Genomic DNA, 26,462 nt, shown 5'->3' on the forward strand with positions numbered 1-26,462 from the left:
CGTCAGCCCTTCTTGACGCGGGTGATCGTCTCCTGCTTGACGTCCTCTTCGTCGATCGCCTCCACGGGCTCCTCAGCGAGCAGTTCGCCCTCGCTGGTCTGGAAGCCCTTCTTGAACTCCGTGATGGTGTTCTTGAGGCTGGTGAGGCCGTCGTCGGACAGCTTGCCGGTCTCGCGGATGGAGGTCAGCAGGCCGCCCTCCTCGCGCTCGACGTAGTCGAGGAACTCCCGCTCGAAGCGGCGGATGTCGCCCACCGGGACGTCGTCCAGCGCGCCGGAGGTGCCCGCCCACACGGACACGACCTCCTGCTCGACCGGGAACGGGCTGCCCTGTGGCTGCTTCAGCAGCTCGACCAGCCGGGCGCCGCGCTCCAGCTGCGCGCGCGACGCGGCGTCCAGGTCGGACGCGAAGGCGGCGAACGCCTCCAGGTCGCGGAACTGCGACAGCGCCAGGCGCAGCGTGCCGGCGACCGTCTTCATCGCCTTGATCTGCGCGTCGCCGCCGACCCGGGAGACCGAGATGCCGACGTTGATCGCCGGCCGGACGCCCTGGTTGAACAGGTCCGTCTCCAGGAAGCACTGCCCGTCGGTGATCGAGATGACGTTCGTCGGGATGTAGGCCGACACGTCGCTGCCCTTGGTCTCGATGATCGGCAGACCCGTCATCGAGCCGCCGCCCATCTCGTCCGACAGCTTCGCGCAGCGCTCCAGCAGACGCGAGTGCAGGTAGAACACGTCACCGGGGTAGGCCTCGCGGCCCGGCGGGCGGCGCAGCAGCAGCGACACCGCGCGGTAGGCCTCGGCCTGCTTCGACAGGTCGTCGAAGATGACCAGGACGTGCTTGCCCTGGTACATCCAGTGCTGCCCGATCGCGGACCCGGTGTAGGGGGCGATGTACTTGTAGCCCGCCGGGTCGGACGCGGGGGCCGCCACGATCGTGGTGTACTCCAGCGCGCCGGCCTCCTCCAGGGAGCGGCGGACGTTGGCGATCGTGGAGCCCTTCTGGCCGATCGCGACGTAGATGCAGCGGACCTGCTTCTTCTCGTCGCCGGACTCCCAGTTCTCCTTCTGGTTGATGATCGTGTCCACGCAGACCGTCGTCTTGCCGGTCTGCCGGTCACCGATGATCAGCTGCCGCTGGCCGCGGCCGATCGGCGTCATGGCGTCGATCGCCTTGATGCCGGTCTGCAGCGGCTCGCCCACCGACTGCCGCTGCACGACCGTGGGGGCCTGCAGTTCGAGCGCGCGGCGCTCGGTCGTCTCGATCGGGCCCTTGCCGTCCAGCGGGTTGCCCAGCGCGTCCACGACGCGGCCGAGGAAGCCGTCGCCGACGGGGACCGAGAGGACCTCGCCGGTCCGGCGGACCTTCTGGCCCTCTTCGATCTTGCTGAAGTCGCCAAGGACAACGGCGCCGATCTCACGCACGTCCAGGTTCAGAGCCAGGCCACGGGTACCGTCCTCGAACTCAAGGAGTTCGTTCGCCATCGCGGAGGGCAGGCCCTCGACGTGGGCGATACCGTCGCCGGAATCGACGACGGTGCCGACCTCTTCGCGCGCGGCGGCCTCGGGCTCGTACGACTGGACGAAGCGCTCCAGCGCGTTCCGGATCTCGTCCGGACGGATCGTCAGCTCCGCCATGATTCCTCTCTTGCTCCCTATGGGGTCAGCTAGCCGGCGGGTCAGCCGGTGCCGAGCCGCCGGCGGACGTCGTCCAGCCGTCCGGCGATCGTGCCGTCGATGATCTCGTCCCCGATCTGGACCGAAAGGCCGCCGATCGCGGTCGGGTCGATCTCGATGTTCAGGTGTACTTCGTGGCCGTAGGCGGCGGCCAGCACCGCGGCGAGCCGCGTCCGCTGCGCCGCCGACAACGGCACCGACGAGCGGACCAGTGCGACCAGCCGCTGCCTGCGCTGGGCGACCAGCTTGCCGTAGTCGGCGAGCCCGGTTTCCAGGCTACGTCCTCGCGGACGCAGCACGAGCTCGGTGAGCAGCGCCAGCGTCGCGTCGGTGACCTTGCCGTCCACCAGCGCGTTGACCAGGCCGAGCTTGTTGTCGGCCGGCAGCGCCGGGTTCGCCAGGGCACCGCGCAGCTTCGGCTCCCCCTCGACGACCCGGGAGAACCGGAACAGCTCGTCCTCCAGGTCGTCGATGCGGCCGCCGGCCTCGGCGCGGGCCGCCTCGGCGGTGACCGCGAGGATCTCCAGCGCGTCCGACAGCTCCGACGGCTTGGACCAGCGCAGCCGTGCGACGTCGGCGACCAGCCCGAGAGCGGCCGGCGACACCTTGCCCTCCAGCAGGATCTGGACGAGCTGCGCCTTCTCGGCACCGTCGCGCGACGGGTCGGAGACCGCCCGACGCACGCCGTGCTCGCGGTCGATCAGGTCCAGCACCGCGAACAGGTCGCCGCCGAGCCGCGCCAGGTCGGCGGAGGGGATCACGGCCTCCAGCCGTTCCTTGGCCTCGGCCAGCGACGCCCTGCTCACCGCTCCCGTGATGGTCATGATGTGATCTGCTCCTGGGTGCGAGCGCGTTCCTCGAGCTCCTCGAGGAACCGGTCGACGACCCGGCTCTGCCGCGCGCTGTCCTCGAGGGACTCGCCCACGACGCGTCCGGCCAGATCGACCGACATGGCCCCGATCTCGGCGCGCAGCGACTGCAGCGCCTGCTGCCGCTCGGCCTCGATCTGCGCCTTGGCGTTCTCGACGATGCGGCGCGCCTCGACCTGGGCCTGCTCCTTGGCCTGGGCGATGATCTGCGCGCCCTGCTCCTCGGCCTTGCGCCGCTCGTTCGACGCCTCGACCGCGGCCGCCTTCTGCTGGGCCTTGTACTGCTCGAGGACCTGCTGGGCCTCCTTCTGCGCCTGCTCGGCCCGGACGAGGCCGCCCTCGATCGCCTCGGTCCGCTCCTCCAGAGTCTTCTGGATGCGCGGCGTGAGGATCTTGCCGAGGACGATCAGCACGACCAGGAACGAGAAGATGCCGACGACCAGCTCGAACGGGTGCGGAATGAGAGGGTTGTTCTCCTCCGCCGCCAGGACGGAAGCTGCTGTGATCATGTCTGCAGCCCTTCCTCAGGTTCGGACGGCTACTACTTGATGCCCTGGAAGATGAACGGCGCGACCAGGCCGATCAGGGCGAGCGCCTCGGTAAGGACGAAGCCCAGCAGCATGTTGGTGCGGATGACACCGGTCAGCTCGGGCTGGCGGGCGATGGCGTTCACGCCCTGGCCGAAGATGATGCCGACGCCGATGCCCGGGCCGATCGCCGCGAGGCCGTAACCGATCGAGGTGACGTTACCGCTGAGGGCAGCGAGGTCTCCCATTTTCTTTCCCTTTTCTGTCGGCCGGCGGAAGCTCCGCCGGTCTGGGCTTACGAGGTTGTCGATGGGGTCCGCGGAGCCGGGGCGTCGCGTGCCCCGCGGGTCTTAGTGGTCCGCTTCCAGGCCGCTCGAGATGTACATGGCGGCGAGCATGGTGAACAGGAACGCCTGCAGGAACTGGATCAGCAGCTCCAGCGCCGTCATGGCGATGGTGACGATCACACCGATGATGCCGACGCCGAATCCGGCGACCGTGGGCTTCTCGAACAGGAACCAGAAGCCGACGAGGCTGAAGAACGCCAGGATCGTGTGGCCCGCGAACATGTTGGCGAAGAGCCGGACCGCGTGGGTGAACGGAGCCAGGACGAAGGTCGAGAGGTACTCGATCGGCACCAGCAGGAAGTAGACGGGCAGCGGGAGGCCGCCGGGAATCATGTTCGTGAAGTACCGGATCCCCTGGTGCCGCAGACCGAGGTAGATCTTGACGATGTAGACGAACAGCGCCAGGACGATCGGGAACGCGATGTGCGAGGCGATCGGGAACTGGATGATCGGAACGACCGCGAAGATGTTCCAGATCCAGATCAGGAAGAACATCGACATCAGCATCGGCATCCACCGGTCGGTGTTCTTGCCGAGGAACGGGCGGGCGATCTCGTCCCGCACGAACATGTAGCCGACCTCGCCGAGGTTCTGCACGCCCCGCGGCACGAGCTTCGGCTTGGCGAAGGCGCTCCAGAAGAAGACGCAGACCACCAGCGACCCGACGACCGCGAAGACGACCGGCTTGGTGAGCCACGCGGGGCCGCCGGCGAACAGGGGCGGGAAGTCGAACAGCTCCGGTCCGGGGGCCTGGAACTCATCTCCGCCGGAGGCGAGGACCGTCAGCGCGTTCACGCGGCGTTCCCTTCATCAATGTGGTGATGTTTCACGAAGGCTTCCTCGGCGGCGGGGCCGCTCAGGAGGAGTGGCGACCGAACTTCACGTAGACCAGGTAGACGGCGAGCACGACGCCGATGACCAGGCCGATCGGGACCAGCCAGGTCTGGTGCGTCCACTTGGACAGCAGCCACCCGAGACCGCCCCAGATGAGCATCCCGGAAAGGAGGTAGCTGGGCACGGACCAGGCGGCGTCGGCGAATTCCCGCTGGCCGTCCTCCGGCCGGCGTTTCTGCTCGCTCATCGCGCTCCGGACGATAGCAGGCCATGCCTGCGGTGGTCATATTGGAGTAGTCCGTCATGGGGGCCGGTACCGTCCGCGAGCGCTTCATCACGGACTCCGGTCCAGCACGTTCTCGGGGTCGTCAATGTAGGGCCTCCGCTGCAGGACGACCCGGAACTCGGCCCCGATCCACAGCAGCGCGAGCCCGATGACCGTCCAGCCGAAGACCCGGGTGTCGAAGACCGACACGCCGTCGATGGCCGTGACCAGCACCATCACCGCGAGGATCTTCACCGCATAGCTGGCGAGGGCGGCCAGCATCATCGTCTGCGCCGAGAGCCGGGAGGCCCAGGAGACCACCAGCGCGCTCACCGAGAAGAAGGCGATCACCACCACGGAGGCCAGCGCCGCCGCGAGGGCGCCCTTGGCGCCGGCGGTCAGCAGGCCGATCACGACGGCACCCACCCCGACGACGGACGTCGGGATCGCGGCGCCGCGGAGCATCCGGGCGTCGGAGGTATGCATGAGGGCTCCGGCTGGTCACGTTCAGTGGTCGTCTCTTGTTCGTGAAAGGTATCACAAGCGTCCGGAATGTCCACAATTACCCTAGAGGTAATGCGATCCGGCGCGCGCGGAGTTACCGCGCGCAACACCCGCACGAGGACTGTAGCCGAGCCCGCCCGGTGCCCACGCCCGTTCCGGGCTCGCGCGACGGCCGGCGCCGCCCCTGCCCGGTGACGTCCCGGCGCAGGTCAGACGGGCATCGAGGGCCGCTCGGCGGGCTGGTCGCCGGCGCCCGCGCCCGCGCCCGCGGCCTTCCCACGGGCGGACCTGCGGCGACCCGGGATGCGGAGCATCAGCAGCACGCCCGCGACCGCCACCAGCAGGGTGACGCCGAGGGTGACCCAGGCGGCGTCGAAGAGCGCCAGGCCGACCAGCCCGGAGGCCAGCAGCCCGACCCAGAAGTACATGATCAGCACGGCGCGGCGGGTGGAGTGGCCGAGCTCCAGCAGCCGGTGGTGCAGGTGCTGCTTGTCCGGGGCGAACGGCGAGCGGCCCTGGTTGGTGCGCCGCCACACCGCGAGCAGCATGTCCATGAACGGCACCGCCGCCACCGCCGGGATGAGCAGCACCGGGACGAAGAACGGGAACAGCCCGTTGGCGAGGACGGCCGCGTCGAACTGCCCGGTCAGCATGATCGTGGAGGCGCTGAGCAGGAGCCCGATCAGCATCGAGCCGGTGTCGCCCATGAAGATCTTGGCCGGGCTGAAGTTGTGCGGCAGGAAGCCCGCGCACATGCCGAACAGCACCGCGGCGGTGAGGGTCGCGGCGGACAGCGTGGTGAGGCCGTGCGCCTTCGACAGCAGGTAGGCGTAGGAGAACAGCGCCAGCGCGGCGATCCCGACGACGCCGGCGGCGAGGCCGTCCAGCCCGTCGATGAAGTTGACCGCGTTGATCGTGGCGACGACGAGCAGGACGGTGAGCGGGACCCCGTAGGCGGGCGGCAGCGACAGCGAGTCGCCGGTGGGGAGCGGGATCACGTAGACCTGGATGCCCTGCATGATGAAGATCCCGGCGGCCGCGACCTGCCCGGCGAACTTGGTGAGCGCGTCCACCTCCCAGCGGTCGTCGGCGATGCCGATCAGCACGATCAGCCCGCCCGACAGCAGCAGCGCCTTGCTGACGCTGATCCCGCCGTCGCCGAGGACCTTGCGCATCTCGGGCAGCCCGGTCGCGACCACCAGCGCCGCCACCATGCCGCCGAACATCGCGAGGCCGCCCAGCCGGGGCGTCGGGATCACATGGACGTCGCGGTCGCGCGGGACGGCCTGCGCCCCGAACCACACGGCGAACCTGCGCACCGACGGGGTCAGCAGGTAGGCGACGAGGGCGGCGACCAGGATCGTGAGCAGGTACTCCCGCACTCCCCTGCGCCTCCTTTCGCCGATCAACGATGCCTACGTGCCCCGTCCGGGACGGAGTTCACCTAGGTAGACGACCCGCCGGAACGATCAGTTCACGTCGCGACCGACCAACTGTAGTCCGCCCGGGCGGTCTTCCGCCGCAAATCGGGCACTACGGATCCGCCGAACGCACAGGATCCCGACGCCGACGATCATGAGCGCGAGGCCGGCGAGGCACCGGTCGCCCAGCGAGAACGCCCACGGGCCGCTCGCCGCGACGTCGTCCCCGGCGTCGGCGACGACCAGCAGCGTCCCGGCGGCGGCCAGCCCGGCGCCGGCCTCCCGCCGCGGCGCCGGGCGGCGGGCGAGCAGGGGCACGGCGGCGAGCGCGAGGGCCAGCACGGCGGTCCCCGTCCAGTCGCCCGTCCAGCGCGGCGGGACGTACCGGGGCGGCGGGACGGCGATCGCGTGCTTGGGCAGCCGGACCCGGATCCTCATCCCCTCGTGCGGGGCGAGCGCGTTCTGGACGAAGTCGATCGCGTACGGGCCGTCGCGGTCGCGCAGGCACCGGGTCGTCGCCCGGGGGGCGCCCGCCCGGCAGGTCGCGTGCCGCAGCGGCACCGGCGCCTGCACCCGGACCGCCGCGTTCCCGATGGGGACGTCCCAGCTCGTCCCGATGGCGTCCCACAGCAGGTCGTCGTGGTCGGCGCGGGGGGTGAACGCGCGGCGCACCTCGTACTCGATCACGTAGGCCTGGCGGCCGCGGACCTCGCGGTGCCGGTCGCCGACGCTGATCTGCACGTCGTGCAGGAACCGGGTCGTGCGGACGCGGGCGGGGGCTCCGGTGGAGGAGCTGCTGCTGACGCCGCGGACCTCGAAGAGGCGGTCGCCGCGGCGGAACGGCACGTGCCGGACGATCCCGTGCTCCCCCGCCTGGTCGAAGTCGTAGGTGATCGTCTCCCGCACGTACAGCACGCCGTCGGTGCCGATGGTGAGGACGACGTCGTAGGCCGGGATGCTCTCGCCGCGGTAGGGCGGCTCGGGGGGCGGCGCGACCCCGGAGGCCCCGGGCGCGGGCTCGGCGCCGGCCGGCCGGCCGGCGCAGGCGGGCAGGCCGAGCAGGAGCAACAGGAGCAGCACCCCCGCGATGGTCGCGGAGCGCCGGACACGGCCACGCACGTCGGGCATGTTTCCACCGTTGCCATGATCGTGTCGGCCTAACGCGCTCGATGCGGCCGCCCGGTAAGCCCTTTGCCCCTCACGCGGACGCGCGGCTGGGCCTTGGACGCGACCGACGGCGGTTCGGTTCGCCGGCCCGCCGGTTCCGTCCGGCCCCGGTCAGATGCACATCCCTACGGAAAATCGCTGGTAAGGGGCTGCTAGGTTGTCGCTCGCTAACCCCCCAATCCGAACACGGAGGGATCTATGCGGCGAATCGCTGCAGTCGCCCTGACCGCCGGCACCCTGATGGCCGGCATGGCCGCCGTCGGCGCCCCGGCCGAAGCCGCCGCCACCGGCAGCTGGAAGCCCTACAACTCCTACAGCCACGTGGCCTCCTACGGGACCTACAAGCGCGCGGACGGCAACACCTACGTCACCGGCTACCTCCTCGACGACAAGAAGAACGGCTGGACCTCCTGCGTCCGCTTCAAGTTCACCGAGGGCTCCAAGGTGTACTGGTCGCGCTTCAAGATCATCGGCGTGACGTCGTCCGGCACCCGCTACAACTTCGACGGCGTCGCCAAGGTCAAGATCAGCGTGAAGTCGACCTACGGCAGCCACATGTGGGTGCAGGAGTGCGGCCGGAACAAGAAGACCGGCAAGTACTACTACGGCAAGGGCAAGCAGATCTTCTGAGCCCCTCCCCTTTCCGCCTGACGACACAGGCCCCGCCCGGCCCGGCGGGGCCTTCGCGTTTTCTCCGGCCCCTTCCGTCCTGCTCACCAGAGAAATCCTCACCGACCCGGAATGCGGCCACCCGTCCGGCTTACCGAGATCGAACAGCCCATGGGCGGCCGGGAGATGCCTCCCGGGGGCCGCAGCCCCCTCGAACGCTCCCGGCGAGGCGATTGTCCTGATGAGGCGCCCGGCCGCCGCAGATTTCGCGTCGCCTCCCGCCCGCGATGAGCGCAGTTCGCGGATGTGGATCGACACCCCCATACCACGAGCGGACCCCGCCCAGGCGAGTCCCTGACCGACGGCGCCATGCGATTCCCGCCATTCTCTCCGCGCTCCGCTCGCCACGTCGAGAACCACGATGCGGGCGCCACACCCATCTGCCCAATTTCCAGTTCCGGTTACACGACTCGACGCTGTAGGCCGGCTTGCCCCCGTTAGCGTCAGCGGCGAGCGAGTCACTACCGCAGGGCCGCCGAGATCGATCCGCCCGGCACCGGCCGGTCGCCGGTTATCTTCCCGTGATCGTTCAGTAGAAGCCGGTGGATCGTGCCCGCGCACGGCCCGCGCGCGATACCGCGACCATCGCGGCCGCCACGCTGTTCGTCGGAGCCATCGCCTACGCCAACGGCGACCTCCCCTGACCGCCGCCGAAACGATCCGGTGGCGCAGAGATCCCTGAGCGGGTCGATGCCCGCCCTCGGACGGCTCCAGCGCTAGGCGGTGCTGGAGTCGTCCTCGCCCTTGCGAAGGGACGGCTTCGGGTTCGGTGCAGGGGATTCCTGGAGGGGCTCAGAAGGCTCTCGGGGTGTCTGGGGAGGCTCTTCCTTAGTGAGGGAAGGCTTGGCGGCCTCGGCGACCGAGGGAGCCTCTTCGGGCTTCTCCGGCTCCTCTTCGGGCTTCTCCGGCTCGTCCTCTTCGGTGAGCAGGACGCCGACCACCGCGCGGATCTTGTCCTCGGAGACGGCGCCGGCGCGCAGGAGGCGGGGCACCGGACCGGTCAGGTCGATGATCGTGGACGGGTCGGCGTGGCCCGAGGCGCCGCCGTCCAGGTAGACCGCGACGGAGTCGCCCAGCATCTTCTCGGCCTCGTCGACCGTGCGGGCCGCGGGGCGGCCGGACAGGTTCGCGCTGCTGACGGCGAGAGGCCCGGTCTCCTTGAGCAGTTCGACGGCGAGCTCGTGCATCGGCATCCGGATCGCGACGGTGCCCTTGGTCTCGCCGAGGTCCCACATGAGGCTGGGGTTGGCGCGGCACACGAGGGTCAGCGCGCCCGGCCAGAACTCGTCGATGAGGTCCTGCCCGTAGGTGCCGAGGTCGTCCACGAGCGCCGTGGCGGCGCGGACGGAGCCCACCAGCACCGGCGGCGGCATCTCCCGGCCCCGGCCCTTGGCGTCCAGAAGGGCGGTCACGGCGGGCGGCATGAACGCGTCCACGCCGACGCCGTACACGGTGTCGGTCGGCAGGACGATCAGCTCGCCGCGCCGGACGGCCGAGAAGGCCTCGGCGATCCCCCGGGCGCGCTCCATCGGCTCAGAGCAGTCGTAACGTCGGCTCACGGTCGCCCGTCTTCCCATCTGCACAGCGCTCGCGGGTATGGCACCGCCCAGGATAGCGGTGCTAGTCGGCGGCCAGGCGCGCGGTGACGAAGCGGTCCCGGTTCGCCAGGTCGCGCCGGTTGCGCACGTCGCGCCAGCCGTGCTCCTCCGCGAAGACCCAGTACACGCCGTTGCCCTGGAGGTCGCTGTGCTCGACGGCCGCGTAGCCGCCGGGGCGCAGGAGGCGGCGGGCGGTGCGCTCCACCACGCGGATCGCGTCCAGGCCGTCGTCGCCGCCGCCCCACAGGGCGTCGGCGGGGTCGTGGTCGCGGACGTCGCGCGGGACGTACTCCCACTCGCTCATCGGGATGTACGGGGGGTTGCTGACGACGAGGTCGACCGTGCCGTCCAGCTCGGTGAGGGCGGCCGCGAAGTCGTCCAGGTGCAGGCGGACGCGGCCCCGCTCGTCCAGCTCCTCCACGTTGCGGGTCGCGTGGACGAAGGCGGTCGGGTCCTTCTCGACGGCGTGCACGCGGGCGCGGGGCGCCTCCAGCGCGATGGACAGCGCGATCGCCGCGGAACCGGTGCCGAGGTCGACGACGAGGGGGTCGCGGACGTCCATGTCGCGCAGCGTCTCCAGCGCCCAGCCGACCATCACCTCGGTCTCCGGGCGCGGCACGAACACGCCGGGCCCGACCTTCAGCTCCAGGTACCGGAAGAAGGCGCGGCCGGTGATGTGCTGGAGCGGCTCCCCCGCCTCGCGGCGCGCGACGAACTCCCAGAACCGGGCGTCGAACGCGCTGTCGGGGACGCCGTGCAGCTCCGAGCGCCGCACCCGGTGCACGGCCGCCGCGAGCTCCTCGGCGTCGGCGCGCGGCGAGGCGGCGCCAGCGTCGGCGAGCCGCGCGGTGGCCCTGGCGATCTCGTCGAGCAGCAGGTTCATGATCCTGCCCTTCGAGGGGGGACGACCCCCCACGCCCCCCGGTTCGCCGCGCTCATGCGTGCCTTCCGAGGGGGGACGACCCCCCACGCCCCCCGGTTCGCTGCGCTCATGCGTGCCTTCCGAGGGGGGACGACCCCCCACGCCCCCCGGTTCGCTGCGCTCATGACTTCTGGGCTTCGGCCAGGCGGCGTTCCATCTCTGCGTCGACCAGCGCCTGCGTGAGGTTGTGGAGGTCGCCGTCCAGCACCTGGTCGAGGTTGTAGGCCTTGTAGCCGACCCGGTGGTCGGAGATCCGGTTCTCCGGGTAGTTGTAGGTGCGCACCCGCTCGGAGCGGTCCACGGTGCGGACCTGGCTCTTGCGCTCGGCGGAGGCGGCCGCGTCGGCCTCCTCCTGCGCCATCGCCAGCAGCCGGGACCGCAGGATGCGCAGCGCCTGCTCCTTGTTCTGCAGCTGGCTCTTCTCGTTCTGGCAGGAGACGACGACACCGGTCGGCAGGTGCGTGATGCGGACCGCGGAGTCGGTCGTGTTGACGCTCTGCCCGCCCGGCCCGGACGAGCGGTAGACGTCGATGCGCAGGTCGTTCGGGTCGACCTGGACGTCGACGTCCTCGGCCTCGGGCGTCACCAGGACGCCGACGGCGCTGGTGTGGATGCGTCCCTGCGACTCGGTCGCGGGCACCCGCTGCACCCGGTGGACGCCGCCCTCGAACTTCAGCCGCGTCCAGACGCCCTCCTCCTGGGCGCCCCTGGCCTTCACCGCGACCGTGACGTCCTTGTACCCGCCGAGGTCGGAGGGATGGGAGTCGAGGATCTCGGTCTTCCAGCCGGCGCGCTCGGCGTAGCGGAGGTACATCCGCAGCAGGTCCCCGGCGAACAGCGCCGACTCCTCGCCGCCCTCACCGGCCTTGACCTCCAGGATGACGTCCTTGCCGTCGCTCGGGTCGCGCGGGACGAGCAGCCGCCGCAGCCTCTCCTCCAGCTGCGTGCGGCGCTTGGCGAGGTCCTCGGCCTCGGCGGCGAACGCGGCGTCCTCGCCGCTCAGCTCGCGGGCGGCGGCGAGGTCGTCCTCGGTCGAGGCCAGCTCGCGGTGCGTCTCGACGATCGGGCGCAGCTCCGCGTAACGCTTGCCGAGCTTGCGCGCGAGACTCTGGTCTGCATGGACGGACGGGTCGGCGAGCCGTTCCTCGATGCCCGCGTATTCGCTGATCAGATCGTCGAGATTCACGCTGTGTCCTGGCCCGTTGCGGTGCGGGGACGGCCGCCCTCGCACCGGTTTCGGGCGGCCCGGGGACCTGGAGTCCCCGGGCCGCCCCTGATGTCCGCCGTGCGGCTCGCCCTACTTGTCGGCCTTCTTCTTGCCGAAGCGCTGCTCGAAGCGCGCGACCCGGCCGCCGGTGTCGAGGATCTTCTGCTTGCCCGTGTAGAACGGGTGGCAGTTCGAGCACACGTCCGCGTGGATCACGCCGTTCTCGGCGGTGCTGCGGGTCTCGAAGGTGTTGCCGCACGTACACGTCACGGTCGTGACGACGTAGTTCGGGTGGATGTCGGGCTTCATCGGTTCTCCTCGCTTCAGGCGGTCGCCGGGCGCCCCCGGATCCGCATGGCGATGCCATCGGAGATGTGGGAGGCGTGAACCGGTACCGCAGCGGTTGCACACCAAGTGTGCCAGATACCGGAACGTCGCGAGGTCACCGGGCATTCCCGAACCGGGACCGGGGGCGAGCGGGCCGGGCGACCGAAGGCTACCCCAGCCCCAGGTAGGCCAGGACCGCCATGACGCGGCGGTGGCCGCCCTGGGCGGGCTGCAGGCCCAGCTTCATGAAGATGTTGGAGATGTGCTTCTCCACGGCGCCCTCGGTGACGACGAGATCGGCGGCGATGGCGCCGTTCGAGCGCCCCTGCGCCATCAGCCCGAGCACCTCGCGCTCGCGCGGGGTCAGCGCCTCCAGCGGGTCGCCGCTGCGGCGCCGGCCGAGCAGCTGGCCGATCACCTCGGGGTCGATGACCGTCCCGCCGGCGGCGATGCGGCGCACCGCGTCGATGAACTCCTCGACGTCCGACACCCGCTCCTTCAGCAGGTAGCCGACGCCCTGCGTGCCGCCGCCGATGAGGTCGGTGGCGTAGCGCTCCTCCACGTACTGGGACAGCACGAGGATCGGCGTCCCCGGACGGTGCTCCCGGACGGCGAGGGCCGCGCGCAGGCCCTCGTCGGTGTACGAGGGCGGCATCCGGACGTCCACGATGGCGAGGTCGGGGGCGTGCTCCTCGACGATCCCGAGCAGGCCGGGGCCGTCGCCCACGGTCGCCACCGTCTCGATCCCCGCGTCGGCGAGCAGCCGGACGAGCCCTTCCCGCAACAGCACCGAGTCCTCGGCGATCACTACCCGCATCCGGCCATTATCGTGCCCGGCGCGGCCCCGCGCGCCGGGATCACCACGTGCAGGGCAGATCCGCGCGGATGATCGTCGGGCCGCCGGGCGGGCTGTCCACGATCAGCATGCCGTCGATCGTCGCCGCCCGGTCGGCCAGCCCGGCCAGGCCGCCGTCCGGCCGCGCGACCGCGCCGCCCACCCCGTTGTCGATCACCTCGACGACCACCCAGCGGTCCTCGCGGGCCACCCGGACGGACGCGCGGGTCGCGCGGGCGTACTTGGCGATGTTGGCCAGCGACTCGGCGACGATGAAGTAGGCGATGCTCTCGACCGCCGCCGGCGGGCGCTCGGGCAGGTCGACCTCCACCTCGACCGGGACCGGGGCGCGCCCGGCCAGCCCGGACAGCGCCGGGTCCAGGCCGCGGTCGGTGAGGATCGCCGGATAGATCCCGCGGGCGAGGTCGCGCAGCTCGGAGATCGCCTCCCGGGTGCCCGCGTGCGCCTGCTCGATCAGCGCCCGCGCGCCCTCGGGGTCCTCGTCGAGCTTGGCGCGGGCGCGGCCGATGTCCATCGCCACGGCCAGCAGCCGCTGCTGCGCCCCGTCGTGCAGGTCCCGCTCGATGCGGCGCCGCTCGAACTCGGCCGCGTCCACCCCGCGGGCGCGGCTGGCCCGCAGGTGCTCGGTCCGCTCGCGCAGCGCGGCGTTCTCCCGCTGCGACGGGCTCGGACCCAGCATCAGCGCCGCGAACGCGGCGTGCGTCATCGCCATCGCACGCGTCACGTACATCGCCGGCACGAGCAGCGCCAGCCCCAGGAGCGACACCGGCAGCGCCTCGACGGGGTTGCCCGCCCAGTACGAGACCCCGAAGTTGACCTCGGCCCCGCCGCCCACCGCCACGATCACCGGGAGGAACAGCAGCGTGCCCGTCGCGGCCCACGCCGCCGCCGACACGACGAACTCGGCGAGCGTGACCGGGAACAGCACCGCGAGGTAGACCAGGTCCTTCCAGGTGGCCGGGTCCCCCGCCATCCCCTTGAGCTTGGCCAGCGGGTTGCGGCCCTCGGGCATGCGCCGGTAGGGGGCCGGGATCCGGACGCCGAACGCGGCCAGGACGAACCGCCGCTCCAGCACCGCGCCGAACCTCCACGCGACCATCAGCAGCGCCAGCAGCGGGACGCCCACCCAGATGATCAGCAGTCCGACCGACAGGGCCAGCCCGACGGCGAGGACGACGAACCAGCCCAGCCCCCAGGCCAGGCTGACGCCCAGGTACAGCGCCGAGCGCCACGTCAGCGACGACCTCGCCATCGCGAGCGGATGCCAGGACCGGTTCATGACGGACGCCGACCCGTCGCCCGCCCTCGTCGCCGTCGCCCACCGCGCCGCCGCCCACCGGACGGCGCCGCCGCCCGCGGCGCCGGCGTCCCTGCTCAGCTCGCCCACGTCGTCCCTCCGTGCCGCTCGGACCTGCGTCGGCCCTTTCCGTCCTGTGTGTCAAGCGTGCCCGGCGGGCCGCGGAGCCGCCATGACGTCCGCCGCCCGATCGGGGGTGGGGCTAACCCCACCCCGTCCCCCGGGGCGCGGACGGCGACGCCCCCGCCCGGAGGACCGGACGGGGGCGTGCGCGGCGCGTCTCAGCGATCGTCGTCAGGCTCAGCGATCGTCGGAAACGGTCGTCTTCTGCACCTGGAGCAGGAACTCGGCGTTGGACTTGGTCTCCTTCATCTTCTCGATGAGGAGCTCCAGCGCCTGCTGCGTGTCGAGCGCGTGCAGCACCCGGCGCAGCTGCCAGACGACCCGCAGCTCCTCGGGAGCCATGAGGATCTCCTCCTTGCGGGTGGAGGACTGGTCGACGTCCACCGCCGGGAAGATCCGCTTGTCCGCGAGCGACCGGTTGAGCTTCAGCTCCATGTTGCCGGTGCCCTTGAACTCCTCGAAGATGACCTCGTCCATGCGGGACCCGGTCTCCACCAGCGCGGTGGCGAGGATCGTCAGCGAGCCGCCGTTCTCGATGTTGCGCGCCGCGCCGAAGAACCGCTTCGGCGGGTACAGCGCGGTCGAGTCGACACCGCCGGACAGGATGCGGCCGGACGCGGGCGCCGCTAGGTTGTAGGCCCGGCCCAGGCGGGTGATCGAGTCGAGCAGCACCACGACGTCGTGGCCGAGTTCGACCAGCCGCTTGGCGCGCTCGATCGCCAGCTCGGCGACCGTGGTGTGGTCCTCGGCGGGACGGTCGAAGGTCGAGTGGATGACCTCGCCCTTCACCGTCCGCTGCATGTCGGTGACCTCTTCCGGACGCTCGTCCACGAGGACGACCATCAGGTGGCACTCCGGGTTGTTCTTGGTGATCGCGTTGGCGATCGCCTGGAGCACCATCGTCTTGCCGGCCTTCGGCGGCGAGACGATCAGACCGCGCTGGCCCTTGCCGATCGGCGACACCAGGTCGATGATCCGGGTCGTCAGGATGCCCGCGTCGGACTCCAGGCGCAGCCGCTCCTGCGGGTACAGCGGGGTCAGCTTGCTGAAGTCGACGCGGCCCTTGGCCTGGTCGGGCTCCACCCCGTTGACGGTGTCGAGGCGGACCAGCGCGTTGAACTTCTCGCGCCGCTCGCCCTCGCGCGCCTGCCGGACGGCGCCGGTGATGACGTCGCCCTTGCGCAGCCCGTTCTTGCGGACCTGCGCCAGCGAGACGTACACGTCGTTCGGGCCGGGCAGGTAGCCGGTCGTCCGGACGAAGGCGTAGTTGTCGAGGATGTCGAGGATGCCCGCGACGGGGATGAGGACGTCGTCCTCGGTGACCACCGGCTCCTCGTAGCGCTCGCGGCCGCGGCCGCGGTTGCGCTCCCGGAACCGGCGCCCGCGACGGCCCCGGCCGCTGCCGTCGTCATCGTCGTGCTGGCCGCCGCCGCCCTGACCGCCGCCGCCCTGGCCGCGCTGACGTCCGCCGCCCTGGTCACCACGGTCGCCGCGCTCACCACGGTCGCCCCGGTCACCGCGGTCACCGCGCTCGCCGCGGTCGCGGCCCTCGCCGCGCTCCCGGCCCCCGCGCTGCCGCTGGCGGCCGCCGCCCTCCCGGCCCTCGCGGCCGTCGCGGTTGCCGTCCCGGCCGCCCTGGGCCTCACCGTCCTCGGCGTTCTGCTCGCGCCCCTGGTCCCGGCCCTGGTCCCGGCCCTGGCGGTCGCCGCGTCCCTCGGAAGCACCCCGGTCCTGCTTCTCGCCCCGCTGCCGACCGCCCTGCCGCTCGGCCTTCTCCTGCTTGTCGCCCTGGACGGCCTTCTCGGCCGTGCCGGACCGCGCCTCGGACGCGGGCGCGTCGCCGGACGCGGCCGCGCTGTCGGAAGCGGGCGCGGACGCGGGCGCGGGGTCGGCGATGGCGACCTGCTCGTCGGGCACCTCTCGCTTGGCGGCGGCGCGGCCGCGGCGCGGCCGCTCGGTCGCCACCGGCGCAGCGGCTCCCTGCTCGCCTCCCGCCGAGCCCTGCCCCTGGCCGCCCTGCTTCTCCTGAATGGCGGCGATGAGCTGGCTCTTGCGCATCCCGGTCGTGCCGGTGATGCCGAGGCTGGACGCGAGCGCCTTGAGCTCGGGGAGCACCATGGCCGACAGGCCGGTGCCGCGGCGGCGCCGGGGGGCGGCGGGCTCCGCGCCGGCCGGAGCGGCGGCGGTTTCCGTGCTCGTTGCGTCCGTAAGGAGTTCGCTGGATTCGCTCACTAAGGGTCCTTCCCAGGGCGCGGGCGTTGGCCGGCGTTCGGCCAGTCGACCCGGTGGTGCGGCCCGGCGGGGGCGCCGGATCGGGCTCCGCTGATCACGATGGAACCGGGATCTGCGTGTTCTGGGCACAGCCAGATGGTGGACGGGACGTTCCGCTCGTGCGTGTCCCCGGTACCGCCACGTCCGAAGTTTCGCTGGAATGCCTGACAACGGGAAGTCACGGTGTCGGGGAGCCTGGTACGCGGGACCGGCACGGCCGGAGGGCCGAAAAGGTGACGCGCGGCTGACGAGCACGCTGCCCCGAACGGGGCATCTGGTGCGGCAATCAGCCTAACATCACCAGGGCACACTGCTATTCCCCAGAGGTCGATGTCTTCGCATTTTACTCAGCCGGATCCTGCCGGACCGGCACCGGCCGGAGCGATGCACGTCCCCCCGCCCCCAGCACCGCCATCAGCCCCGATGCTCCGATTCCGGGGGCATCACGCGTGCGCCGCGGGTCGCGACGTCCAACGGGTGTTCGTGCCACCCTTTACCCACTTCGCCGCCGATCGAATCAACGTGCGACGCGGTTGTGAAGGCCAGGACAGTGGGCCCCGCACCGGAAATCACCGCCGGAACGCCGGCGTCCCGAAGCCGCGCGACGAGTGCCGCCGATTCGGGCATGGCCGGCGCGCGGTAATCCTGGTGGAGCCGGTCCTCGGTCGCGTCGAGCAGGACGCCGGCGTCCAGGCCGCCGGTGAGCGCCGCGACGAGCAGCGCCGCGCGCCCCGCGTTGGCGGCGGCGTCCCCGTGCGGGACGGTCTCGGGCAGCAGGCCGCGGGCCCGCTCCGTCGCGAGCCGCTGCTCGGGGACGAACGCGACGACCCGCGTGACCTGCGACTCCAGCCGCACCGACCGGGGGCCGCCGGGCGTCGTCCAGGCGACGGTCAGGCCGCCGGACAGGCACGGGGCCACGTTGTCGGGGTGGCCCTCGATCTCCGTCGCGAGGCGCAGCGCCCCGGCGTCGTCGAGGAGCCTCCCCGCGGGGTGCAGCGCGCGGGCCGCGACGATCCCGGCGACGATCGCGGCGGACGAGGAGCCGAGGCCGCGGCTGTGCGGGATGCGGTTGCGGCACCGCAGCCGGAGCCCGTCCGGGCGCGCGGGACCGGTTCCGGCCAGCTCGTCCAGGACGTCGAAGGTCCGTCGCAACACCCGCACGATCAGGTGCCGCTCGCCGCGGTCGGCGACCTCGGCGCCCTCGCCGTCCACCTCGATGGACAGGCCGGCGCCGGTCGCCTCGACCTTGACGTCGTCGTACAGGTCCAGCGCGAGGCCGAGCGAGTCGAACCCCGGGCCCAGGTTGGCGCTGGTGGCGGGGGTCCGCACCAGCACCGGGCCGTCCTGCCAGCCCACCTCAGGTGAGGCCGAGCTCGGACGCGGCCGAGTGCGCGTCGACCTTGATGGTCGTCGGCGCGGGCGCCCCGGAGATGGCCCAGTCGGGGTCCTTGAGGCCGTTGCCCGTGACGGTGCAGACGACCCTGGACCCCGCCGCGACCCCACCCTGCTCGCTCGCCTGGAGCAGGCCGGCGACGCTCGCCGCGGAGGCGGGCTCCACGAAGACCCCCTCCTCCCGGGCGAGGAGCCGGTAGGCGGCGAGGATCTGCCGGTCGGTGACCGAGTCGATCGCGCCGCCGGACTCGTCCCGCGCGGCGACCGCGAGGTCCCACGAGGCGGGGTTGCCGATGCGGATCGCGGTGGCGATGGTCTGCGGCTTCAGGACGGGCTCGCCCTTCACGAACGGCGCCGCGCCGCTCGCCTGGAAACCCAGCATGCGCGGGGCGCGCGAGGAGACGCCGTCCTTGGCGTACTCCTTGTAGCCCATCCAGTACGCGGAGATGTTTCCGGCGTTTCCGACGGGCAGGCAGTGGACGTCGGGCGCGTCGCCGAGCGTGTCCACGATCTCGAACGCGGCCGTCTTCTGGCCCTGCAGCCGGTACTTGTTCACCGAGTTGACCAGCGCGACCGGGTAGTCCACCGACAGCTTGCGCGCCAGTTCGAGGCAGTCGTCGAAGTTGCCGTCCACCTGGAGCAGCCGGGCGCCGTGCACGAGCGCCTGCGCCAGCTTGCCCATCGCGATCTTGCCGTTGGGCACCAGGACCGCGCAGGTCATCCCGGCCCGCACCGCGTACGCGGCGGCGGACGCGGAGGTGTTGCCGGTCGAGGCGCAGATGACGGCCTTGGCGCCGTCCTCGGCGGCCTTGCTGATCGCCATCGTCATGCCGCGGTCCTTGAACGACCCGGTCGGGTTGGCGCCCTCGACCTTGAGGAACACCTCGCAGCGGGTCATCTGGGAGAGCCGGGGGGCCGGCACGAGGGGGGTACCGCCCTCCAGCAGGGTGACGACGGGCGTCGCGTCCGTCACCGGAAGCCGGTCGCGGTACTCCTCGATAATGCCGCGCCACGCGCGGGCGTTCGCGTTCACTCGGTCTCCTCGGCTGACCTGCGATGTTCGCCCGAAGTCTACCGGGACCGGCCCCGCCTCACTCGTCTCCCTCGACGCGCATGACACTCGTCACTCCGCGGACGATCTCCAGTCCGCGCAGGCCCGCCACCGTCGCCGACAGCGCGGCGTCCGGCGCCCGGTGCGTCACGACGACGAGCTGCGCCTCCTCGCCCGAGCCCACCTGCCGGACGGCCTGGATCGACACCCCGTGCCGGGCGAACTCCTCGGCGACCGTGGCGAGCACGCCGGCCTCGTCCGTCACGTCCACCTCGACGTAGTAGCGGGTGACGGTCTCGCCCATCGGCAGCACCGGCAGCTTCGCGTACGTGACCTCGACCGGGCCCGGGGTGCCGCCGACCACGTTGCGGGCGACCGCGACGAGGTCGCCGAGGATCGCCGACGCCGTCGGGGCCCCGCCCGCGCCCGCGCCGTAGAACATCAGCGAACCCGCCGACTCCGCCTCGACGAACACCGCGTTGTACGCCTCGCGGACGCTCGCCAGCGGGTGCGACCGCGGGATCATCGCCGGATACACGCGGACCGACACCCCGCGCCCGTTCCGGCCGTCGTCCGAAGGGATCCGCTCGCAGATGGCCAGGAGCTTGACGACGCAGTCCATCCCCTGGGCGCCCGCCACGTCGGCGGCGCTCACCTCGGTGATGCCCTCGCGGTGGACGTCCGCGGCCGTCACCGGCGTGTGGAAGGCGAGCTGCGCCAGGATCGCCGCCTTGGCCGCCGCGTCGAAGCCCTCCACGTCGGCCGTCGGGTCGGCCTCCGCGTAGCCGAGCGCCTGCGCCTCGTCCAGCGCCTCGTTGAAGCCGGCGCCGTGCGTGTCCATCTGGTCGAGGATGTAGTTCGTGGTGCCGTTCACGATGCCGAGCACCCGGTGCACGTGATCGCCGACCAGGGACTCCCGCAACGGCCGCAGCAGCGGGATCGCGCCCGCCACGGACGCCTCGTAGTACAGGTCGGCGCCGTACTCCCGCGCCGCCGCGAACAGCGTCGCCCCGTCCTCGGCCAGCAGCGCCTTGTTCGCGGTGACGACCGACTTGCCGGCCTTCATCGCCTCCAGCATCAGCGTCCTGGCGGGCTCGATGCCGCCGATCACCTCGATGACGAGATCGACGTCGTCCCTGGTCACGAGCGTCTGCGCGTCCGTGGTCAGCAGCGTCGGGTCGACGCCCGCGCGCACCCGGTCGGGCCTGCGCACGGCGATCCCGGCCAGCTCCAGGGGGACCCCCACGCGCGCGGCCAGGTCGTCGGCCTGCTCGTTCAGCAGCCGCACGACCTCCGTGCCGACCACTCCGCAACCGAGCAGCGCCACGCGCAGTCCGGGTTTCACGCTTCGACCTCCGCATCGAGCCGCAGCAGGTCCTCCGCGCTCTCCCGCCGGACGATCACGCGCGACCTGCCGTCCCTCACCGCCACCACGGCGGGCTTCGGGACATGGTTGTAGTTGCTGGCCATCGACCGACAGTACGCACCGGTCGCCGCCACCGCCACCAGATCCCCCGCCGCAAGATCTTCGGGGAACCACAGGTCCCGCACCACAATGTCGCCGCTCTCGCAGTGCTTGCCGACAAGCCTACTGAGCATGGGGGCGGCCTCGGACGATCTGCTCGCCAGCGCCCCGGTGTATTCGGCGCCGTACAGGGCCGTGCGCAGGTTGTCGGACATGCCGCCGTCCACCGAGACGTACGTGCGCAGGCCCTCGACGTCCTTGACCGTCCCGACCTCGTACAGCGTGACGCCGCCGGGGCCGATGATCGCCCGGCCCGGCTCCACGGTCAGCCGCGGCATCGACAGCTCGTACGCCCGGCACTCGCGCGCCACGATGGCGCGCAGCCCGTCCGCGATCGACTTCGGGTCGTGCGGCTCCTCGCCCGGCACGTACGCGATGCCGTAGCCGCCCCCCAGGTCGAGCTCCGGAAGCTCGACCCCGTGCTCGTCGCGGATGGCCACCAGCAGCTCGGCCAGCCGGTGCGCGGCCACCTCGAACCCGTCCACCTCGAAGATCTGCGAGCCGATGTGGCTGTGCAGCCCCACCAGTTCGAGCTGCTCCAGCTCCAGGACCCGCCTGACCGCCTCCAGGGCCGCCCCGGAACTCCTGGAGAACCCGAACTTCTGGTCGTCATGCGCGGTGGCGATGAACTCGTGGGTGTGCGCCTCGACACCCGTGGTCACGCGCACCATCACCTTGGGCCGGACGCCCATCTCCTGGGCGAGGTACCCCACCCGGGCGATCTCCTCGAACGAGTCGAGCACGATCCGCCCGACCCCCACCTCCAGGGCCTTCTCCAGCTCCCAGGGCGCCTTGTTGCTCCCGTGCAACGTGATGCGCTCGGTAGGGAAGCCCGCCGCCAGCGCCACGGCAAGCTCACCCCCGCTGCACACGTCGAGGCCCAGGCCCTCCTCGTTCAGCCACCGCGCGACGGCCGTGCACAGGAACGCCTTGCCCGCGTAGTGGACGTCCCCGTCATGGAACGCCGCCACGTACTCCCTGGCGCGGCTCCGGACGTCCTCCTCGTCGTAGACGTACAGAGGCGTCCCGTACTCCTTCGCCAGGTCCCTGACGTCCACTCCCCCGACCGTGAGGACGCCTTCCTCCCGCTTGGAGTTCCGCGGCCACACAGAAGGGTCGAGCGCGTTCAGGTCCTCCGCCGGCCCCACCGGATGATCCTCCGGCAGGACGTCGGCATGCCGCCCCCCGGCTGGGTGTACTCGACTCATATCCGCTCTCTAGGTGTCTCACCGATCATGTTCAGCCCGTTGCCGAGGACGACCCTCACGGCCTCCGCCAGGCCGACCCGCCCCGCGTGCACCGCCCCGGGCTCCTCCTCGCCCGCGGGCAGCGCCGGACAGCGCTCGTGCACCTCGTGGTACGCCCCGGCAACGTTCTCCAAGCACAACATCAGGGGCCTGGCATCGCGTTCCCGCTCCGCCTGCGCGGCCCGTCCGGGGACGTCCCCGAGCGCCCCCACGAGCTCCTCCGCACCACCCTCGAACGGCCCGGCCCCGACCCCGAGTTCCCGAGCCCAGCGCTCCACCCAGCAGGCCCTCGCATAGGCGTAACGCACCGAGAATCCCGGGTTCTCGAACGTCCGGGGCCACTCGCTCCACCCGCCCCGCGGAACCCGCGCGACCCCGTAACCAGGATCACGCCGGATGACGTCCACCAGTTCGGGCCCCACCACGACCCTGACGAACCCGGGCCCGGAGACGCTCCCGCCGACCCGCCGCGCGATCACCCGCGGATCGACACCGAGCCTCAGCGCCACCGGACTCTCGAAAACCCCGCCGCCCCGCCCGAAGACCACGACCTCCTCGGGAACCGCGACATCGATCTCCCCGGCGTCCACGGCGTCCCGCACAGCGCGCACGAGAGCATCCCCTGGAGTCACCCTGGTGAGACTAGCCGACCACTATCTGGACACCGCGGCGAGTTTCCGCACCGTCTGGATCAGCTGGTTGGGGTCGAACGGCTTCGTCACGTACGCGTCGACGCCGATCTCGTGCCCCCGCCGCACATCATGCTCCTGCGCCCGCGCCGTGATCATCACGACCCTGATGTGCGCGGTCCCGGGATCCTCCCGCAGCCGCACCGCGGTGACCCACCCGTCCAGCCGCGGCATCATCACGTCCAGCGTGATCACGTCCGGCGCGACCTCCGCCACCTTCTCCAGGCAGTCCTGCCCGTCCACCGCGGTCGACACCTCGAACCCCTCCAGTTGCAGGTTCACGGCGATGAGCTGGCGGATCACCTCGTCATCATCGACGACCAGCACGCGTCCCAGTGGCTCGGTCACGGCCTCGAAGTTAGCCCACCCGACCCCTGAACGCACGGCGAACCTCCCCGTGCGCGTCACCCCGCCAACCCTGGTAACCTCATACCGCGTCGCGCCCCCTTAGCTCAGGGGATAGAGCAACGGCCTCCGGAGCCGTGTGCGCAGGTTCGAATCCTGCAGGGGGCACCTACAAACGATCAGCCGGTTCCCGCCCTTGACCAGCGGAAACCGGCTCTCGTCGTTCTTGGGCCATGTGACATCAGATGCCATCACAGGACGCCGTATGCCACGGCGCGTGTTCCATCTGTGTTCCAGGCTCCGAGATGCTCCCCGCCGTCAAGCGGAGAGCATCTCGCGGGTCGCCGCCGAGAGCACATGCCGCTGCTCCAGCTGGCGGATGTCCATGCAGGATCAGGACGAAGCTCCACTGTTACGGCTCTCATCGGCTGCTACACCGTGGCGCCGCAGCAGCTCGGTAAAGAACGCGCGCAACGTGTCTCGGGCTTCGGCCTCGTCCCGCAGTTCGTAGCCGCCGAAACGGTATACCTCATATCCATAGAGCCGTAGCTCGCGGTCCTCGGCGACCATCTCCGCATACAGACGCGGAGACGCAGTGTCCTTCTCTGCATAGTGCTGCTTGCCGTCAATCTCTAGCACAACGCGGACCCCACCTGGCAACAGCATCAAGAAATCCATCCGCTCGCGAACCAGCACGGCGCCCTTACCCTCCGACCGCCGTTGTCTGCGCGTGTATGGGTCATAGTGCAGGTAAACCTGCGGCAGCAACGCCGGGAAGTGGACACCTGCATCATTCGGCGGGAAGTCCGCACAGTAAGCCTTAAGCAGGCGCTCTTCAGGCGGACTGTCGAGCGAGCTACCCAGGCGCCCGTAGAGGTCGCGCCCGACCTCTACGGTCGAGAGGGAGTCGTCAAGCGACTGCCGCATCCGCCACCAGTCGATCAACTCCCCCCACGTCACCCCCGCCGAACTGAGCGGGCGGTCATAGATCAGGCAATCGTCCGCCCCCTCGACGATCTCAATCCGGTTTTCAAGCGCGTCCCGCAACACGATGCGGGGCTTTACATTAACCGAGGCGAAGATGATGTTCTTCAATTCACCGTCCACGCCTCTGATAGCACCGTCCGGCCCGTCCTCAATCTCTTCCAGTCGGTCCAAGATCGGATCGAATATCCTGTGCAGGTAGAGGCCCCGAGCCTTGATGTGCGCGCCGGGGTCCCACTCGCCGAAACCTTGTTCTTCGCAGAAATACCGGTAAGATTCGATATCGCGGAACTCTGCCCGCCACGGGATGCCGACTCGTCTCAGCACCACCCGCAGGGTGCGCAGGACCTCTCTTGATTCGTCGTTCTCCATCCACCTGCGGCCGTCACCAAAGGCGGTCTTGAGCACCTCGCAGACCAACCGACTCAGACCGTGTGCCGCCTCAACGTCATCGACGTCCTCTAGAGGGGCTTTCCGCAGCCGTCGGAGGAGATCAAGGTCTAGGTATCGCTCGTCGTCACTAACATGCTCAAAGAAGGCATCCGGGTGCATGGCTCGATTATCCACGCCACCTCCGACGATTCGAGGCCTTCCGTGAAGTGAGCTTAGGCAACACCTCGCTAGCTACCCAGGGCGTCGTCCATACGTGCCTCCCACACGTGGTCGTGACCGGCGATGACCTTGGCATAGATCTTCAGCAGCACTTCCACACTGTGGCCTGCCCACTCGGCGACCTGGGTGGGCGGGACGCCGGCATTGAGCCGTAGGGAGACGCCTGCATGCCGTAGGTCGTACGGGCGCCGAGCAAGATCTGACGCTTCCTCGGCAGGCGTCAGGGCGAGCGCTCGCGCCCTGTGCCACGTCCGCCCGTAACCGGACGGGAGGAGTACCCCCCCGCGCTCAGTGCGGAACAGGCGGCCGTCAGGGGCGACGCCATACCGGTTGATGTGGTCCCGCAGGATACGGACGAGCTCCGGCGGGATCGGCACAGGCCGCTTTGCCCTACGGTTTCGCCCCTTAAGTCCGCGGTCGTCGTGGTACTCCCCCGAATCAGTCCACTCGGTACCAACCGAGGGCTTGGAACCGGCGAGCATCAAACGTCCCCAACCCGTCGCGGGAAGCTCGCAGTCGGATTCGCGCAGAGAGACGACCTCGCCGGGCCGCATCATGGCGTAGTAGACGCACGCGAAGAACGCGACCATTCGAGGGCCTCTCCGAGGTCCCGCGTAGCTGACTGCCGTGAGGAGTTCCGCCATTTGGCGGGGTGAGGGAACGATGGCCGGGTCTATTTCCTCCCACACCTGGTCATCTTCGGTCGGTTTCCAGTCGAGACCGTCGATGGGGTTGACGGCGAGGCGTTTCCGCTGCACGGCGTACTTGAGCACGTTGTAGAGGACGCGTCGGCGCCGGGTGTAGTAGCTCGGCGCGGCCGGGGAGCCGTCGAGCTTCTGCGCGCACACGGCGAGGGCCCGCGTGATGCCCTCGAACTCGGCGAGGTCAGCCAGTGGCACGGACGCCTTACGCACCCAGTTGAGCGCGGCGGCCACCTCGGCGGGCTGGTCAGCCTCGCGCCGGTTCTTGTTGTACTCCCAGCGACGCAACGCCTTCCGCAGCGTTTCCGAGTCTGGCGCGCCCTTGTGGTCGGCCGCGAGACTTACCGTCACGGCGGTGAGCGTTTCAGCGATCGAGATGCGTTGTTTGGCGGATACCTTGTCCCATCGGTCGTCCACATAGTCGCGTGCGTGCTGAAACCAGCTCACGGACCGGGCCGCGCGAATCATGGACTCAGGTAGGCCGGTCTCGATATCGAATGCCTCGCCGCGCCGGGCGCCTTGAATCAGTTCCGACTTGAAGCTATCCGCGAGTTCCCGCGTGGTGAACGGCTTGGTTTGGACCTTTCCGCCTACCAGCCAGCGCAGAACGTAGGGCCGTTTTCTTCCCTTCTTTACGGTGATGTTCCAGAACCGGACGTCGTAGCTCTTGTTCAAGCGGCCCTCTCTTCAAGGCTGGAAAGCCAGTTCTCGAAGTCGACTCGGCGAATCCGAAGCTTGCGGTTGGGCAGAACGGTGCAGGGCGGCGTCTTGCCGAGGGCACGCCAGCGCTGCCATGTGCGCCGGGTGATGCCGAGCTCGTCGAGGATCTCGGGCACGGTGATCCATGCGCTGGACCTCTTGGCCATTGGGGTGGTCACCTCAATCAGTCCGGGATGTGATCGGTTGGACGGCGCCGGCGGCGGGCTTGGTGGCTTGTGCGCCGGGCGACGGAGCGTGAGGCGAGTCGAGCGCCGAGGGGGCGCGCGGGGACAGGGGACACGGGGACAGAAGGCGACAGAAGGGCTTGTGTCGGCTT

26 protein-coding genes and 1 tRNA gene are annotated in these 26,462 nt (G+C 70.6%); 2 read left to right on the plus strand and 25 right to left on the minus strand.

Annotated elements, in window-relative coordinates; all coding sequences use genetic code 11:
• Positions 1-2: 2 nt before the first annotated feature.
• From atpA to BKA00_RS21460, 9 genes are all read right to left on the minus strand, one after another.
• Entirely contained in the window at positions 3-1,637 is a 1,635-nt protein-coding gene (gene atpA / locus BKA00_RS21420) for a F0F1 ATP synthase subunit alpha (RefSeq protein ID WP_185027634.1), read from the minus strand.
• Positions 1,638-1,678: 41 nt separating this feature from the next.
• Positions 1,679-2,500, minus strand: a complete 822-nt coding sequence (locus BKA00_RS21425) for a F0F1 ATP synthase subunit delta (RefSeq protein WP_185027636.1) — start codon at positions 2,498-2,500, stop codon at positions 1,679-1,681.
• Positions 2,497-3,054: a F0F1 ATP synthase subunit B gene (locus BKA00_RS21430; RefSeq protein WP_185027637.1), complete on the minus strand. Its 558-nt coding sequence runs from the start codon at positions 3,052-3,054 to the stop codon at positions 2,497-2,499. The genes BKA00_RS21425 and BKA00_RS21430 overlap by 4 nt, the downstream gene beginning before the upstream one ends.
• A 32-nt stretch (positions 3,055-3,086) precedes the next feature.
• Positions 3,087-3,320 (minus strand): ATP synthase F0 subunit C, encoded by a 234-nt coding sequence (gene atpE / locus BKA00_RS21435; RefSeq protein ID WP_089310093.1) that lies wholly within the window; start codon positions 3,318-3,320, stop codon positions 3,087-3,089.
• Positions 3,321-3,422: 102 nt separating this feature from the next.
• Complete coding sequence (gene atpB / locus BKA00_RS21440; RefSeq protein ID WP_185027640.1) at positions 3,423-4,214, minus strand: F0F1 ATP synthase subunit A; 792 nt, start codon at positions 4,212-4,214, stop codon at positions 3,423-3,425.
• A gap of 61 nt (positions 4,215-4,275) precedes the next feature.
• Positions 4,276-4,500 (minus strand): AtpZ/AtpI family protein, encoded by a 225-nt coding sequence (locus BKA00_RS21445; protein ID WP_185027641.1) that lies wholly within the window; start codon positions 4,498-4,500, stop codon positions 4,276-4,278.
• 87 nt (positions 4,501-4,587) lie between these two features.
• On the minus strand, positions 4,588-5,004 hold the full coding sequence (locus tag BKA00_RS21450) for a Cg1360 family ATP-synthase-associated protein (RefSeq protein WP_185027643.1): 417 nt from the start codon (positions 5,002-5,004) through the stop codon (positions 4,588-4,590).
• Between the two features lie 227 nt (positions 5,005-5,231).
• Positions 5,232-6,404: an MraY family glycosyltransferase gene (locus BKA00_RS21455; protein WP_185027645.1), complete on the minus strand. Its 1,173-nt coding sequence runs from the start codon at positions 6,402-6,404 to the stop codon at positions 5,232-5,234.
• Between the two features lie 87 nt (positions 6,405-6,491).
• Complete coding sequence (locus tag BKA00_RS21460; RefSeq protein WP_185027647.1) at positions 6,492-7,571, minus strand: DUF2207 domain-containing protein; 1,080 nt, start codon at positions 7,569-7,571, stop codon at positions 6,492-6,494.
• Between the two features lie 237 nt (positions 7,572-7,808).
• Between BKA00_RS21460 and BKA00_RS21465 the strand changes: the two genes are divergently transcribed.
• Positions 7,809-8,240, plus strand: a complete 432-nt coding sequence (locus BKA00_RS21465) for a hypothetical protein (RefSeq protein ID WP_185027649.1) — start codon at positions 7,809-7,811, stop codon at positions 8,238-8,240.
• A gap of 755 nt (positions 8,241-8,995) precedes the next feature.
• On the opposite strand, the gene BKA00_RS21470 is transcribed toward BKA00_RS21465, so the two are convergent.
• From BKA00_RS21470 to BKA00_RS21530, 13 genes are all read right to left on the minus strand, one after another.
• Positions 8,996-9,838, minus strand: a complete 843-nt coding sequence (locus BKA00_RS21470; protein WP_185027651.1) for an L-threonylcarbamoyladenylate synthase — start codon at positions 9,836-9,838, stop codon at positions 8,996-8,998.
• A 61-nt stretch (positions 9,839-9,899) separates the two neighbouring features.
• On the minus strand, positions 9,900-10,760 hold the full coding sequence (gene prmC, locus BKA00_RS21475) for a peptide chain release factor N(5)-glutamine methyltransferase (RefSeq protein ID WP_185027653.1): 861 nt from the start codon (positions 10,758-10,760) through the stop codon (positions 9,900-9,902).
• A 160-nt stretch (positions 10,761-10,920) separates the two neighbouring features.
• Entirely contained in the window at positions 10,921-11,985 is a 1,065-nt protein-coding gene (gene prfA, locus BKA00_RS21480) for a peptide chain release factor 1 (RefSeq protein ID WP_185027655.1), read from the minus strand.
• Between the two features lie 111 nt (positions 11,986-12,096).
• The gene (gene rpmE, locus BKA00_RS21485) at positions 12,097-12,315 is read right to left on the minus strand and encodes a 50S ribosomal protein L31 (protein ID WP_121434040.1); all 219 of its coding nucleotides are present in this window, start codon (positions 12,313-12,315) and stop codon (positions 12,097-12,099) included.
• 187 nt (positions 12,316-12,502) lie between these two features.
• Positions 12,503-13,150, minus strand: coding sequence for a response regulator transcription factor (locus BKA00_RS21490; protein ID WP_185027658.1), 648 nt, complete (start codon positions 13,148-13,150; stop codon positions 12,503-12,505).
• Positions 13,151-13,190: 40 nt separating this feature from the next.
• Complete coding sequence (locus BKA00_RS21495; RefSeq protein ID WP_230298645.1) at positions 13,191-14,576, minus strand: sensor histidine kinase; 1,386 nt, start codon at positions 14,574-14,576, stop codon at positions 13,191-13,193.
• Between the two features lie 210 nt (positions 14,577-14,786).
• Positions 14,787-16,841 (minus strand): transcription termination factor Rho, encoded by a 2,055-nt coding sequence (rho, locus tag BKA00_RS21500; RefSeq protein WP_185027660.1) that lies wholly within the window; start codon positions 16,839-16,841, stop codon positions 14,787-14,789.
• A gap of 453 nt (positions 16,842-17,294) precedes the next feature.
• Positions 17,295-18,215: a homoserine kinase gene (thrB, locus tag BKA00_RS21505; RefSeq protein ID WP_230298646.1), complete on the minus strand. Its 921-nt coding sequence runs from the start codon at positions 18,213-18,215 to the stop codon at positions 17,295-17,297.
• Positions 18,216-18,237: 22 nt separating this feature from the next.
• Positions 18,238-19,305, minus strand: a complete 1,068-nt coding sequence (gene thrC / locus BKA00_RS21510) for a threonine synthase (RefSeq protein ID WP_185027664.1) — start codon at positions 19,303-19,305, stop codon at positions 18,238-18,240.
• Positions 19,306-19,363: 58 nt separating this feature from the next.
• Entirely contained in the window at positions 19,364-20,668 is a 1,305-nt protein-coding gene (locus tag BKA00_RS21515; RefSeq protein WP_185027666.1) for a homoserine dehydrogenase, read from the minus strand.
• Positions 20,665-22,056 (minus strand): diaminopimelate decarboxylase, encoded by a 1,392-nt coding sequence (lysA, locus tag BKA00_RS21520; RefSeq protein ID WP_185027668.1) that lies wholly within the window; start codon positions 22,054-22,056, stop codon positions 20,665-20,667. Before lysA ends, BKA00_RS21515 begins: the two co-directional genes overlap by 4 nt.
• Positions 22,053-22,706 carry a DALR anticodon-binding domain-containing protein gene (locus BKA00_RS21525; protein WP_185027671.1) on the minus strand — a complete coding sequence of 218 codons (654 nt, stop codon included), beginning with the start codon at positions 22,704-22,706 and terminating at the stop codon, positions 22,053-22,055. Before BKA00_RS21525 ends, lysA begins: the two co-directional genes overlap by 4 nt.
• Before the next feature lie 42 nt (positions 22,707-22,748).
• Complete coding sequence (locus tag BKA00_RS21530) at positions 22,749-23,111, minus strand: response regulator (RefSeq protein WP_185034574.1); 363 nt, start codon at positions 23,109-23,111, stop codon at positions 22,749-22,751.
• Between the two features lie 114 nt (positions 23,112-23,225).
• On the opposite strand from BKA00_RS21530, the gene BKA00_RS21535 reads away from it, so the two are divergent.
• Positions 23,226-23,297 (plus strand) — tRNA-Arg (locus tag BKA00_RS21535).
• A 225-nt stretch (positions 23,298-23,522) separates the two neighbouring features.
• Here the strand turns inward: BKA00_RS21535 and BKA00_RS21540 are convergent.
• From BKA00_RS21540 to BKA00_RS21550, 3 genes are all read right to left on the minus strand, one after another.
• Positions 23,523-24,665, minus strand: a complete 1,143-nt coding sequence (locus BKA00_RS21540; protein ID WP_185027673.1) for a hypothetical protein — start codon at positions 24,663-24,665, stop codon at positions 23,523-23,525.
• Between the two features lie 68 nt (positions 24,666-24,733).
• Positions 24,734-26,101 carry a tyrosine-type recombinase/integrase gene (locus tag BKA00_RS21545; RefSeq protein WP_185027675.1) on the minus strand — a complete coding sequence of 456 codons (1,368 nt, stop codon included), beginning with the start codon at positions 26,099-26,101 and terminating at the stop codon, positions 24,734-24,736.
• The gene (locus BKA00_RS21550; RefSeq protein WP_185027677.1) at positions 26,098-26,292 is read right to left on the minus strand and encodes a helix-turn-helix transcriptional regulator; all 195 of its coding nucleotides are present in this window, start codon (positions 26,290-26,292) and stop codon (positions 26,098-26,100) included. The genes BKA00_RS21545 and BKA00_RS21550 overlap by 4 nt, the downstream gene beginning before the upstream one ends.
• Between the last annotated feature and the right edge of the window lie 170 nt (positions 26,293-26,462).

This window comes from Actinomadura coerulea, assembly GCF_014208105.1.
Classification (GTDB): domain Bacteria; phylum Actinomycetota; class Actinomycetes; order Streptosporangiales; family Streptosporangiaceae; genus Spirillospora; species Spirillospora coerulea.

Bases quoted from the DNA above. Each gene is read 5' to 3' on its own strand.
- atpA (WP_185027634.1), bottom strand. From the start codon at position 1,637: ATGGCGGAGCTGACGATCCGTCCGGACGAGATCCGGAACGCGCTGGAG.
- BKA00_RS21425 (WP_185027636.1), bottom strand. From the start codon at position 2,500: ATGACCATCACGGGAGCGGTGAGCAGGGCGTCGCTGGCCGAGGCCAAG.
- BKA00_RS21430 (WP_185027637.1), bottom strand. From the start codon at position 3,054: ATGATCACAGCAGCTTCCGTCCTGGCGGCGGAGGAGAACAACCCTCTC.
- atpE (WP_089310093.1), bottom strand. From the start codon at position 3,320: ATGGGAGACCTCGCTGCCCTCAGCGGTAACGTCACCTCGATCGGTTAC.
- BKA00_RS21445 (WP_185027641.1), bottom strand. From the start codon at position 4,500: ATGAGCGAGCAGAAACGCCGGCCGGAGGACGGCCAGCGGGAATTCGCC.
- BKA00_RS21450 (WP_185027643.1), bottom strand. From the start codon at position 5,004: ATGCATACCTCCGACGCCCGGATGCTCCGCGGCGCCGCGATCCCGACG.
- BKA00_RS21460 (WP_185027647.1), bottom strand. From the start codon at position 7,571: ATGCCCGACGTGCGTGGCCGTGTCCGGCGCTCCGCGACCATCGCGGGG.
- BKA00_RS21465 (WP_185027649.1), top strand. From the start codon at position 7,809: ATGCGGCGAATCGCTGCAGTCGCCCTGACCGCCGGCACCCTGATGGCC.
- prmC (WP_185027653.1), bottom strand. From the start codon at position 10,760: ATGAACCTGCTGCTCGACGAGATCGCCAGGGCCACCGCGCGGCTCGCC.
- rpmE (WP_121434040.1), bottom strand. From the start codon at position 12,315: ATGAAGCCCGACATCCACCCGAACTACGTCGTCACGACCGTGACGTGT.
- BKA00_RS21490 (WP_185027658.1), bottom strand. From the start codon at position 13,150: ATGCGGGTAGTGATCGCCGAGGACTCGGTGCTGTTGCGGGAAGGGCTC.
- lysA (WP_185027668.1), bottom strand. From the start codon at position 22,056: ATGAGTCGAGTACACCCAGCCGGGGGGCGGCATGCCGACGTCCTGCCG.
- BKA00_RS21540 (WP_185027673.1), bottom strand. From the start codon at position 24,665: ATGCACCCGGATGCCTTCTTTGAGCATGTTAGTGACGACGAGCGATAC.
- BKA00_RS21550 (WP_185027677.1), bottom strand. From the start codon at position 26,292: ATGGCCAAGAGGTCCAGCGCATGGATCACCGTGCCCGAGATCCTCGAC.